Source organism: Gordonia sp. DT218 (assembly GCF_049847105.1).
Lineage (GTDB): Bacteria > Actinomycetota > Actinomycetes > Mycobacteriales > Mycobacteriaceae > Gordonia.
In genome coordinates this window covers 238,051-250,979 of record NZ_JBNCNS010000002.1, presented here as the reverse complement: position 1 = coordinate 250,979, position 12,929 = coordinate 238,051, and the positions used below count along the sequence as shown (strand labels likewise).

Below are 12,929 nucleotides of genomic sequence, written 5' to 3'. Positions count from 1 at the left end.
CGGCAACCACGGGTGGCCGGAGATGGAAGGGCGCACGGCGCGTGCGGGCGGCCCCGGCGACGCGCGGTTCATCGCCCCCGATGGTTCGCTGGGGATCAGCACCAGCAACACCGACGGCCGTGGGCGACCCGCCGGGAGACCAGACGGGCGACGACCGGATTCGGCAACTGACCGTGTGACCGGTCGCCCAGCTGCCACAGTTGATGTCATGGACGCCACCCGCCTTCCCGAACTTGTCGACCGACTCCTGACCACCGCCCACTCCGCCCGCAGCGGTCGCGCGGCACACACTCTCTACGGCAGCGCCGACCATCACCTGCGACAGACGGTCATCGCGTTGGTGGCCGGCCAGGGCCTCACCGATCACGAGAGCCCGGGCGAGGCCAGCCTGCAGGTGCTGCGGGGTCATGTGACCCTCTCGACGTCGGACGCGCAATGGCAGGGCGTCGACGGGGATCTGCTCGCCATTCCGCCCGAACGGCACGGACTTACGGCCCAGCAGGACTCCGCCGTCCTGCTGACCGTGATCACGGGGTGATCGCGTCCGCCACCGTTTCGTCATCAACCTCACAGATCGGCAATGCTGCTTGTGAAGTGACCAGTTGTGAAGTGGTGCATGGACAGAACTGACATGGGGCGTTTGTCATCCGATTTCCGGCATTTCGCTTCCCCGGGGCCAAAGAACCGTATGGTTTTCGAGTGTGAGCCGATCATCTGGGGTTGACGGCAAAGCGGCGAAGGCTCTGCTGGACGTCGGCAGGTTCTTCACCCGGTGGGATGAAAGCGACGACGGCCGTGCGGTGTTCCGCCACGGCGGACGCTCTGGTGACGTCTTCTATCGTGATCGGTGGAGCCACGACAAGATCGTGCGGTCGACCCACGGGGTGAACTGCACCGGATCGTGCTCCTGGAAGGTCTACGTCAAGGACGGGATCATCACCTGGGAGACCCAGGAGACCGACTATCCCTCGGTCGGCCCCGATCGACCCGAGTACGAGCCCCGCGGATGCCCGCGCGGTGCGGCATTTTCCTGGTACACCTACTCCCCCACGAGGGTGCGCTACCCGTACGCGCGTGGTGTGCTCGTGGAGATGTTCCGGGAGGCGAGGTCCCGGCTCGGGGACCCGGTCCTCGCGTGGGCCGACGTCGTCGGAGACCCGATGCGACGCCGGTCCTATCAGCAGGCACGCGGCAAGGGTGGACTGGTGCGCGTCTCCTGGGACGAGGCGATCGAGATCGCGGCGGCCGCCCATGTACACACCATCAAGACCTACGGACCCGACCGATGTGCGGGCTTCTCCCCGATCCCGGCGATGTCGATGGTCTCTCATTGCGTCGGAACGCGATTCATCCAGTTGATCGGCGGCGTGATGACGTCGTTCTACGACTGGTACGCCGATCTGCCGGTCGCCAGCCCGCAGGTGTTCGGAGACCAGACCGACGTGCCGGAATCGGGCGACTGGTGGGATGCCACGTATCTGATGATGTGGGGCTCCAACGTGCCGGTCACCAGGACACCGGACGCCCACTGGATGGCGGAGGTCCGCTACCGGGGCACCAAGATCGTCACGGTCAGCCCGGATTACGCCGACAACACCAAGTTCGCCGACGAGTGGCTGCCCGCGCAGGCAGGCACCGACGCCGCGCTCGCCATGGCGATGGGACACGTGGTCCTGACGGAATTCTTTGTGCGCAAACGCACCTCGTTCTTCGACGAATACGTCCGCACCTACACCGATCTGCCCTTCCTGATTCACCTCGAGGAACGGGACGGTGACCGGGCACTGGGCTACGTACCGGGCAAGTTTCTGACGGCCGACGAAATAGATGACGCGACAACGGCCGCAGACGAGGATGTCTGGAAGACGGTGGTGCTCGACGAGGCGACCGGCCGACCGGTGGTACCGAACGGTTCCATGGGCTTCCGGTATGCCGACTCCGGTGTCGGTCGATGGAATCTCGACCTCGAGGAGGTCGTCCCAGCTCTGACCCTGTACGGCGATTCTGCCGAGACCGTGCCGGTGAGCTTCCCGGCGTTCGACGCGCCGGACGGCAGTGGGTCGGTCCTTCATCGTGGCGTTCCGGCGGTCCGTGTCGGTGGACACCTCGTCACCACCGTGTTCGACCTGATGCTGGCGCAGTACGGCGTGGGCCGGGACGGTCTGCCCGGTGACTGGCCCAGCGGCTACGACGACGTCGACACCCCGTACACACCCGCGTGGCAGGCCGAGATCACCAGCGTCCCGGCAGAGGCGGCCATCCGGATCGCGCGCGAATTCGCGGCCAACGCCGAAGAATCCGAAGGCCGGTCGATGATCATCATGGGGGCCGGGATCTGTCAGTGGTTCCACGGCGACGCCACCTATCGTGCGATCCTGTCGCTGTTGATCCTCACCGGCTGCATGGGCCGCAACGGCGGAGGCTGGGCGCACTACGTCGGGCAGGAGAAGTGCCGCCCGATCACCGGCTGGATCTCACTCGCCAACGGGCTGGATTGGACCCGACCGCCCCGCACGATGACCGGCACGTCGTACTGGTACATGCACACCGACCAGTGGCGCAACGACGGCTATTCGGCTGCCTCCCTGGCCTCCCCGCTGTCGCGCGGGGTCCTCGACCACGAGCACACGGCCGACGCGATCGCACAATCGGCGCGGCTCGGCTGGATGCCCTTCTACCCGCAGTTCTCGAGCAACCCCCTCGACGTCGCCGAGTCGGCGCAGGCCGCAGTCGACAGCGGCGATGCCGAGAACATCGGCAGCTACGTGGCGCGTGAGCTCACGTCGGGCGCCCTGACCCCGGCGATCTCCGACATCGACGCAGCCGAGAACTGGCCACGCACCCTGGTGCTGTGGCGCTCGAACCTGATGGGATCGTCGGCGAAGGGCAACGAGTACTTCCTCCGGAATCTGCTCGGCACCCATCACAACGTGCTCGGCACCGAGAATCCCGATGCTCCGCGTCCGCGCGACGTGGCGTGGCGCGACGAGGCCCCGGAGGGCAAACTCGACCTGCTGATGTCGGCCGATTTCCGCATGACGTCGACCACTCTGCTGTCCGATGTCGTGTTCCCCGCGGCAACCTGGTATGAGAAGCACGATCTGTCGTCGACGGACATGCATCCGTTCGTGCATGCCTTCTCGCCCGCGATCGATCCGCCGTGGGAGGCGAAGACCGACTTCGACATGTTCCATCTGCTCGCCACGAAGTTCTCCGAACTGGCGCGTACCCATCTCGGCGTGCGACGCGATCTGGTGAGCGTGCCGCTCCAGCACGACACTCCCGGTGAGATCGCGCAGCCGCATGGCCGGGTGGCCGATTGGTGGGGCTCCGACGGGGCGGTGCCCGGTCACCCCGGCCGCAACATGCCGAACTTCAGTGTGGTGGAACGGGATTACACGGCAATCGCGGACAAACTCGGCACCGTCGGGCCACTCGCCGATTCACTGGGCTTCAGCGTGAAGAACGTGACCTACGAGCTCACCGCCCAGACCCGGAAACTGGCCGAGTCCAACGGTGTGATGCTCGGCGGCGCCGGCGACGGCCGGCCCGCGATCGATACCGATGCCAAACTCGCGGAAGCGATCCTCGCCCTGTCCGGAACCACGAACGGCGAACTCGCCGTGCAGGGTTTCCGTACCCTCCAACAGCGGGTCGGGTTCCAGCTCGACGATCTGGCCCGGGGGTCCGAGGAGAAACGCATCCGGTTCGCCGACACGCAGCAGGCCCCCGTGCCGGTGATCACCTCACCGGAATGGTCGGGGTCGGAGACCGGCGGGCGACGCTACGCGCCGTTCACGGTGAACATCGAGCGCCTCAAGCCTTTCCACACCCTCACCGGTCGGATGCATTTCTACCTCGATCACGACTGGATGATCGACATCGGTGAGTCGCTACCGATCTACCGGCCGCCGCTCGACATGCACCGGCTCTTCGGCGAGCCGAAACTCGGTCCCGACGGCGACCGGGAGATCACGGTTCGCTATCTGACGCCACACTCCAAGTGGTCGATCCACTCGGAGTACCAGGACAACCTGTTCATGCTCTCACTCTCGCGCGGCGGGCCGACCGCATGGCTCAGCCCGGCCGACGCGGCCTCCATCGATGTGCATGACAACGACTGGATCGAATGCGTCAACGCCAACGGCGTGGTGGTGTGCCGAGCGATCGTGAGTCACCGCATGCCGGACGGCGTCTGCTATGTCCACCACGCCCAGGAGCGCACCATCGATGTACCGAAGTCGGAGGCGACGGGGCGCCGCGGCGGTATTCACAATTCGGTGACACGGCTTCTCGTCAAGCCGACGCACATGATCGGCGGATACGCCCAACTGTCGTACGCCTTCAACTATCTGGGACCGGCAGGCAATCAGCGCGACATGGTCTCCACCATTCGCAAGCGCAGCCAGGAGGTGACGTACTGATGCGGGTGATGGCCCAGATGGGCATGGTGATGAACCTCGACAAGTGCATCGGGTGCCACACGTGTTCGGTCACCTGCAAGCAGGCGTGGACGAACCGTGCCGGCACCGAGTATGTCTGGTTCAACAACGTCGAAACCCGTCCCGGCCAGGGTTATCCGCGACGTCACGAAGATCAGGAGACGTGGCGCGGCGGTTGGCACCTCAACAAGCGCGGAAAATTGCGGTTACGCACCGGTGGGCGGTTGCAGAAACTGTTGACATTGTTCGCAAGTCCTGTCCAGCCGACCCTGGATGATTACTACGAGCCGTGGACCTACGACTATCAGACCCTGGTCGACGCTCCACTCGGCGACGACTTCCCGGTGGCCCGACCCAAGTCGCTCATCACCGGCGAGGACACCAAGGTCTCGTGGTCGGCCAATTGGGACGACAATCTCGGCGGTGCACCGGAGATGGGCGGACTCGACCCCATCGTCGAGAAGCTGCGCCGGGAATCCGAGGATGCGATCAAGTTCAGCTTCGAGCAGACCTTCATGTTCTATCTGCCGAGGATCTGCGAGCACTGCCTCAACCCGTCGTGTATGGCATCGTGCCCGTCCGGCGCGATCTACAAGCGGTCCGAGGACGGCATCGTCCTCGTCGATCAGGATCGCTGCCGTGGCTGGCGTCAGTGCATCACCGGATGTCCCTACAAGAAGATCTATTTCAATCACAAATCCGGCAAGGCCGAGAAATGCACGCTCTGCTATCCGCGGATCGAGGTTGGGCTGCCCACGGTGTGCTCGGAGACTTGCGTCGGACGGCTCCGCTATCTCGGGCTGTTCCTCTATGACGCCGATGCGGTCACCGCGGCGGCCTCGGTGCCGGACGAGAAGGATCTTTACGAGGCGCAACTGGATCTGATGCTCGATCCCGAGGATCCTGAGGTCATCGCTGCCGCACGAGCACAAGGAATCCCGGCCGACTGGCTCGATGCGGCCCGCCGCTCTCCCGTGTACGCCCTGGCCAAGAAGTACCGGGTGGCGCTACCACTGCATCCGGAATATCGCACGATGCCCATGGTCTGGTACGTCCCGCCGCTGTCACCGATCGTGGATCTGCTCACCGAGCAGGGCCATGACGGCGAGGATCATCGGAACCTCTTCGGCGCCATCGACTCCCTACGCATCCCCGTCGACTACCTCGCGGAAATGTTCACCGCCGGTGACGGCACGGTGATCGAAGGAGTACTACGCAAGCTCGCCGCGATGCGTGCGTACATGCGCGACGTGACTCTCGGCCGCGAACTCGACCCATCGATCCCCGAACGTGTCGGCATGACCGAGGAACAGATCTATCAGATGTACCGGCTGATGGCGATCGCCAAGTACGAAGAGCGCTATGTGATCCCGACGGCTCACCTCGAACAGGCCCATGAGCTCGAGGAGATCGGTTGCTCGCTCGATTACGACGAGGGCCCCGGCATGTTCGAATCGGGCGCGTTCGGCGAGGCGAGCGGCCGGCCGGCTCCGGTCTCGGTCGAGACCTTCCATGCCCTGCGGCAACGCCAGACCAGCGACACCGCAGCGGGTTCGGAGAGCATGGCGGGTCGGACCAACCTGCTCAACTGGGACGGCAACGGGGTTCCCGACGGCATGTTCCCGCACCGATCGGAGGGACGATGAGATTCCCACGTCACCGCACGTCCGATCATGCGGTTGTCCGCCAGGTGGCGTCGGTGTGTCTCGGGTACCCCGACGACGAGATGATCGCCATGGTTCCGCTCATCGATGCCGCACTGGGCGAGCAGCCGGCCGACGAGGCGATCACCGGGCTCCGGTCCTTCGTCGCGCACCTGCGGGATTCCGAGCCGAAAATGCTACGACAGGAATACACCGATCTGTTCGATCTATCCCGCAAGCACACGCTGTACCTGTCCTACTGGACCGCCGGCGACACCCGGCGACGTGGCACCGCGCTCGGTTTGTTCAAGCAACGCTACCGGGACAGTGGATTCCTGGTCGACCTGCGCGGCGAACTCCCCGACCACCTGCCGATCGTCCTGGAGTTCGCGGCTCGCGTCGATCCCCAAGCGGGCAGCGAACTGCTGCAGGAGCATCGGCCCGCCCTCGAACTCCTGCGGCTATCACTCGTGGATCGACAGACTCCCTACGTGGACGTCCTCACCGCCGTGTGCGCAACGCTGCCCGGCGAATCGCCGGCCGACCGTCGGGCCGTGATGGCCATGCAAGGGGCGCCACCGCCCACCGAGTCGGTCGGGCTCGAACCGTTCGATCCGAGGCTGCTCCCGATCGCCGGAACGAGGTGATGAAGTCATGGCCGTGGTGTTGTGGGGTGTGCTGCCGTACGTGACACTGCTGCTGCTCATCGGCGGCACCATCTGGCGGTACCGCTACGACAAATTCGGCTGGACGACACGCTCCTCGGAGCTCTACGAGTCGCGCCTGTTGCGCATCGGGTCTCCCCTGTTCCACTTCGGCATCCTGGTGGTGATCATCGGGCACGCAATGGGTTTGGTGATCCCAGAATCATGGACCGAGGCAGTCGGTGTGTCTGAACACATGTACCACGTGGTCGCGGCCGGGTTCGGACTGATCGCCGGCGTGGCCACTCTGGGTGGGCTGGCGATCTTGATCTACCGGCGCCGCACCTCGGGGCCCGTGTTCATGGCGACCACCAACAACGACAAGGTGATGTACATCGTCCTGACCGCAGCACTGGTCCTCGGCCTCTTCATCACGCTGATCGGCACCGTTCCGGGTGCCGAGGGAGTGAACTATCGCGAAACGGTCGCACCGTGGTTCCGGTCGATCTTCTTTCTCCAGCCCGACGTCCACGCGATGAGCGAGGCGCCGCTGCGCTTCCACATCCACGTCCTCGTCGGGATGCTCGTGTTCGCGATGGTGCCGTTCACGCGCCTCGTCCACGCCTTCACCGCGCCGGTGCACTACCTGTTCCGGCCCTACATCGTCTACCGGAGCCGAGATGCTGCAGCGGCTCCCGGTAGTCGCACGTCCCGGCCCGGTTGGGCGCCCGTCGGAACCAAGGATCGGCAACGATGACCACCGCAACATCGACACCGGCCGCACTTCGCGCGGGCCAGACGCTGAATCTCGCACTCGCGACCCTCGCCTTCTGCATCAGCTTCTGGGCGTGGAACCTGATCGCGCCACTCGGCGTCCGGTATGCCGAGGACCTCGACCTGTCGTCCACGCAGAAGTCGGTCCTGGTGGCGATACCGATCGTCGTCGGCTCACTCGGACGCATCCTGACCGGGGCCCTCACCGACCGATTCGGGGGGCGTCTGATGTTCCCCATCCTCCTCGTCGCGACGGCGCCCTTCGTCGTACTCGTCGCAGTGGCAGGCGAACTCGGTTCGTACCCGATGATGCTCATCGTCGGATTCTTCCTCGGCATCGCGGGTACCACGTTCGCCGTCGGCATCCCATTCGTGAACGCCTGGTACGAGCCGTCGAAACGCGGTTTCGCGACCGGCATCTTCGGGGCAGGCATGGGCGGAACCGCGCTGTCGGCGTTCTTCACACCCCGTTTCGTGAGCTGGTTCGGTTACGTCGCCACTCACGTGATCATCGCGATCGCTCTGGTGGTGGTGGCCGTCCTCGTCTGGATGTTCATGCACGACTCCCCCGGGTGGCAACCGAACCGCGCGGCGGTGACACCCAAACTCATTGCCGCCGCGAAACTGCCGATCACCTGGCAGATGTCGTTGCTGTACGCGGCGACTTTCGGTGGTTTCGTCGCGTTCTCGACCTACCTCCCGACATACCTCAAGGACATTTACGACTTCGACCTGCAGGCCGCGGGAACCCGCACCGCCGGATTCGCCGTCGCAGCCGTCATCGCCCGCCCGATCGGCGGTGTGCTCTCCGACCGTTTCGGCCCCCGCCTGATCACGCTCATCTCGTGTGCCGGTGCCGCGGTGCTGGCGATCTGGATGATCACCGAGCCGCCACTGGAGATCCCCGCCGGCATCAACTTCGTGTTGATGGCGGCCTGCATGGGTCTCGGGTCGGGCTCGGTGTTCGCCTGGGTGGCGCAGGCCTCGCCTCCCGAACGCGTCGGATCGGTGACCGGCATCGTCGGCGCAGCGGGCGGGATGGGCGGCTTCTTCCCGCCGATGGTGATGGGCGCGACCTACAACGCTGCCGAGCACAGTTACACCATCGGACTGACACTGCTCGTCGTGTTCGCGACCGGGGCCGCGTTGTTCACGATCTTCGGGATCAAGCGCAAGCCGGACGCACTGTCCTCCGGGTGACGCGCGCGTTCATTTTCCCGCGATCTCATCTCGTTCCCGCGACGTCGGTCGAGGTCGCGGGAATGGAATGAGGTCGCGCTGCGATCGCGGCGCGTCCCCCGAGCCCCTCGGCCCGAGCCGAGGTCGGCACGTACCGATATATTCCTCAACGATGTCCGCCGCACCCATGCCGCCGGCCGCCTCGAGGAGCCACTGACGTTGGAACACCATCCGCTGACGCCGTCGCAGAGCGCTGTGTTGTTCGTGCTGATGTCGCAGGCACGAGATGTCCCCAATCCGGAGCTCCGGGCGCTCGCGCCCGAACTGACCCGCCCGAGTCGGCAGAAGCTCAACGACCTCGGTCTCATCGAATCGGCGAAGGGACCACGCAACAGCTGGGTACACAGCCTGACCGATCGCGGGTGGGCCTGGTGTGCACGAGAACTCGACGAGACGCCACCCAAGGGCGCGCAGCCGCCGATTCGTGCGCTGTACGCGGTCATGGCCGGGATCGGGCGGTACCTGGCCGCCGACGACCTGCGCCTGCACGAGGTGTTCCGACCGCCGGCACCTGATCCGGGGCCGGCACCGGTGCCCGTCGCGGCGCAGACACAACCCACCGCGCCCGACGACGACATCGACCGACGGATCCGTGCCGCCTATGCGGACTCTGCGCGCGGGCGGCCCGGCGCCTGGGTGCCGATGACCACGCTGCGCGCCCGCCTCCCCGCAGTCGGCGCAGCCGCGCTCGACGACGCCCTCGTACGCCTGCAGCGGCGACCGGGCGTGAGTCTCATCCCGCAGGAGGACCAGATGCTGCTGACCGACGCCGACCGGTCGGCCGCGGTCCGGGTCGGCACCCAGCTGTGCCATCTCTTCGCGATCGAGGACCTCTGATGGAAGAACCCACCCGGCAGGCGCTCGAATCGATCCGACTCGACTGGGCCGCCACCCCCGACGACGTCTGGGGATCGCAGGCGCCACTGCACGTCCGAGGATTGCACGAGCCCACCGTCGACGAGATCGTCCGCGCCTTCGACGACGCCAGGCGCAGCAGTGGTGCGAGTCCGCTCGGGGTGGCCGTACGGGGACCGGCAGGCGCGGGCAAGACCCATCTGCTCGGCCAGGTGCGCGAACGAGTGCAGGCGGCCGGCGGATACTTCTTTCTCGTCAAACTCCTGGACGGTGAGGACTTCTGGCGTTCGGTGCTGGTCGCCATGCTCGAGGACCTGAGTCGCCCCACCCCGACCCACCGATCCCAACTCGCCCAGCTCCTCGACCGACTCGGCCGCGACACCGGGGTCACGGCCGACGATCTGGAAGCCGTGACGGGCACCACCGAGGTGACCCCGAAGATCCTCGACCGGTTCATCACATCGGTGTACACCAAGCACTCTCGACACCGCCGCAGGTCTCAGCACATCCTGCGCGCGCTGGTGCTGACCGAGGCAGACGATTTCGCCACCAAGGATCTCGGCGAGGCGTTTCTGCACCTCGACATCGACGACGGGCAGGAGTTGGCCGTCTGGGGCATCCGCAACGCCCGACTCGGCTACCACGAGATCGTCGAGAACATCTCTCGGATCATCGCCTTCGACAACGCGTCGGTGCTCGCCATCGACCAGATCGACACGCTCATCGAGGCCGCGAAGTCGGAGAACCGCCACGACGAGAACGCCGTCGAGAAGGTTGCCCACGGCCTCATGTCGATCCGCGAGACGATGAGCCGCACGGCGGCGGTGGTCTCGTGCATCACGGCCGCCTGGGACTATCTGGAGAACCGGGTCATGGCGTCGGCGACCGACCGGTTCCGCCAACCACCACACCTGCAACGGCCATCGACCGCTGACTTCGGACGCGCGTTGCTGGCCAAGCGTTTTGCACCATGCTTCGCCGAGGTCGGCTTCCGCCCTCCCTACCCGACATGGCCGGTCACCGACCGGGCGCTCGCGGCGTCGGTGGACTTCACGCCCCGCGAACTGATGCGCACCGCCGACCGTCATATCGGCGCCTGCCTGCGCGCCGACACCTTCGCCGAGATGACGTCGCTGACCGCAGATCAACCGCTCGAGACCATGTCGCAGTCGGACGAGAATCCCGCGCTCGTGCAACTCGATCGGCGTTTCGACGAGCTGCTCGACGCGGCCGACCCGGCACCGGCCGTGGCCCTGGAGAGCGAGGATCGCGTCGTCCCGCCGTTGCTCCAGGCGGGCCTGGCTTCGTGGATCGACGCACTCGGAGACGCCGGCACCGCCTTCAAACAGGATCCGAAGCCCAGCCCCAAAGCCGTTCTCCACGGGCGTATCCGGCGCATCCTCGACCCGGAGACCGATGCCGAACAGTCGTGGGCGTTTCGCGGGCTCTCGGCCTCACATCACCGCGCGGTGCAGGCCCGACTGGCGAACGCGACGACCGCGGCCGGACTCTCGCGTGGGAGTGCGGCCCGTGCACTCATCGTGCTCCGGCGCGGGCCCTGGCCGTCGGGCGCCAGGACCCAGGAGATGGTGGCCGAGTTCGAGCAACGCGGCGGCCGGGTGATCGCCTGGACCGATGAGGACATCCGGGTGCTGTCCGCGCTGGACCGGTTACGTTCGGAGCGTTCGGAATTCCTCACCGAATGGATCGCGCGACGCAACCCCGCGGCCCGGGTCGGCTTCATCAAGGAGATCCTCGAACCGACCGTCGACGCACCACCACCAGGCCTGGAACCTGTCCCGGGCCCCACCCCTGCCGAGCGGCCCCAGAGCCCTCGTGGCTGGACCGCGCCCGAATCGACCCGCCCCGTCGACCGCTATGCCGTCCCCGCACTCAGCGAGATCGCCCAGAATGTCGTCCTCGGCGCATTCTCTTCCGTAAAGGGCTCGCCTCCAAAGGTTTCGGGGGCACCGGGTGTGGCAGCACCGCAGCGCACCCGCGCGACGGCACCGGAAGGCACCGCCATCCCGCTCGGGTCCGTGGTCGGTGACGGACGTCCCGTGCACATCGGCCTCGAGGCCCTCCGCAAGCACACCGCGATCTTCGCCGGTTCGGGCTCGGGGAAGACCGTGCTGATCCGTCGGATCGTCGAAGAGGCTGCCCTGCAAGGTGTCTCCTCGATCGTCCTCGATGTGAACAACGATCTCGCACGTCTGGGGACGGCGTGGCCGCCGGGCACCCGCGACTGGCACAGGGACGACGAGCGCCCCGATGACAGGCGCCCCGATGACAGGCGCAAGGCGGCCGACTACCTCGCCGGCACCGAAGTCGTCGTCTTCACCCCTGGCCGCAGCAACGGCAGACCCCTGAGCTTTCGTCCACTGCCGGATTTCGCCGGCGTCCTCGACGACGCGGACGAATTCACCGCGGCGGTCGAATCCGCGGCGGCCGGTCTCATCCCCAGGGCGATGGTGGCCGGCAAGACCGCCAAGTCGGTGCAGTCGCGCGCGGTCCTGCACGATGCGCTCCGGTACTTCGGCAGGCACGGCGGCGGTGGCATTTCCGACTTCATCGACGTGCTCTCCGATCTGCCGGACGAGGTGAGCGGGCTGATGAACGCGCACAAATTCGCCGGTGAGATCGCCGAGAACCTGAAGGCGGCACGCGCGAACGATCCTCTGTTCGGCGGGCACGGCGACCCGGCGGACCCCGGCCTGCTGCTCACGCCGTCGCCGGGCTTCCGGGCGCGGGTGTCGGTGATCAACCTCGCGGCACTGAGCAGCGACGACAAGCGCAACAACTTCGTCAACGAGTTGCAGATGGCCCTGTTCGCATGGATCAAGAAGAACCCGGCGGCACAGCGACCGCTCGGCGGGCTCTTCGTGATGGACGAGGCGCAGAACTATGCGCCGTCGGACCGGATGACGGCGTGCACCCAGAGCACCCTCGCCCTGGTGTCCCAGGCCCGCAAGTACGGACTGGGCCTCGTCTTCGCCACCCAGGCGCCGAAAGGACTGGACAACAAGATCCCCGGCAATGCGTCGACCCAGTTCTTCGGCCTCCTCAACTCCCCCGCCCAGATCTCCGCGGCCCAGGGGATCGCCAAGACCAAGGGCAGCGTCATCCCGGATGTAGGACGGCTGTCGACGGGCGTGTTCTACACGGCTCTCGACGGCGGGGGGTTCGCGAAGACGCAGACTCCCCTGTGCCTCTCGTACCATCCGAAGAGTCCGCCGACGGAGGACGAGGTCGTCGCCATCGCCCGAGGAGACCGCTGACCTGCGGCTTTCGGTTCTGTCGGACCCGTTTGCTCTACTCGAGGACATCTTCGA

Annotated in this window: 8 protein-coding genes; all 8 read left to right on the top strand. The window is 66.3% G+C overall.

Annotated features, from left to right (window positions below; genetic code table 11):
- Positions 1 to 208 precede the first annotated feature (208 nt).
- The 8 genes from ACPXCG_RS07810 to ACPXCG_RS07775 all read left to right on the top strand — a co-directional run bounded on the left by ACPXCG_RS07810 (position 209) and on the right by ACPXCG_RS07775 (position 12,875).
- Positions 209 to 538: a cupin domain-containing protein gene (locus ACPXCG_RS07810; RefSeq protein WP_425792072.1), complete on the top strand. Its 330-nt coding sequence runs from the start codon at positions 209 to 211 to the stop codon at positions 536 to 538.
- A gap of 163 nt (positions 539 to 701) precedes the next feature.
- Positions 702 to 4,424, top strand: a complete 3,723-nt coding sequence (locus ACPXCG_RS07805; protein ID WP_425790791.1) for a nitrate reductase subunit alpha — start codon at positions 702 to 704, stop codon at positions 4,422 to 4,424.
- Positions 4,424 to 6,088: a nitrate reductase subunit beta gene (gene narH, locus ACPXCG_RS07800; protein WP_425790790.1), complete on the top strand. Its 1,665-nt coding sequence runs from the start codon at positions 4,424 to 4,426 to the stop codon at positions 6,086 to 6,088. Before ACPXCG_RS07805 ends, narH begins: the two co-directional genes overlap by 1 nt.
- The gene (narJ, locus tag ACPXCG_RS07795; protein WP_425790788.1) at positions 6,085 to 6,732 is read left to right on the top strand and encodes a nitrate reductase molybdenum cofactor assembly chaperone; all 648 of its coding nucleotides are present in this window, start codon (positions 6,085 to 6,087) and stop codon (positions 6,730 to 6,732) included. The genes narH and narJ overlap by 4 nt, the downstream gene beginning before the upstream one ends.
- 7 nt (positions 6,733 to 6,739) lie before the next feature.
- Positions 6,740 to 7,486 (top strand): respiratory nitrate reductase subunit gamma, encoded by a 747-nt coding sequence (gene narI, locus ACPXCG_RS07790; RefSeq protein ID WP_425790786.1) that lies wholly within the window; start codon positions 6,740 to 6,742, stop codon positions 7,484 to 7,486.
- Positions 7,483 to 8,703, top strand: a complete 1,221-nt coding sequence (locus ACPXCG_RS07785) for a nitrate/nitrite transporter (protein WP_425790784.1) — start codon at positions 7,483 to 7,485, stop codon at positions 8,701 to 8,703. Before narI ends, ACPXCG_RS07785 begins: the two co-directional genes overlap by 4 nt.
- Before the next feature lie 198 nt (positions 8,704 to 8,901).
- A complete protein-coding gene (locus ACPXCG_RS07780) occupies positions 8,902 to 9,579 on the top strand; it encodes a MarR family transcriptional regulator (RefSeq protein WP_425790782.1) in 678 nt (225 codons plus the stop codon).
- Positions 9,579 to 12,875 (top strand): helicase HerA domain-containing protein, encoded by a 3,297-nt coding sequence (locus tag ACPXCG_RS07775; RefSeq protein ID WP_425790780.1) that lies wholly within the window; start codon positions 9,579 to 9,581, stop codon positions 12,873 to 12,875. The genes ACPXCG_RS07780 and ACPXCG_RS07775 overlap by 1 nt, the downstream gene beginning before the upstream one ends.
- Positions 12,876 to 12,929 lie beyond the last annotated feature (54 nt).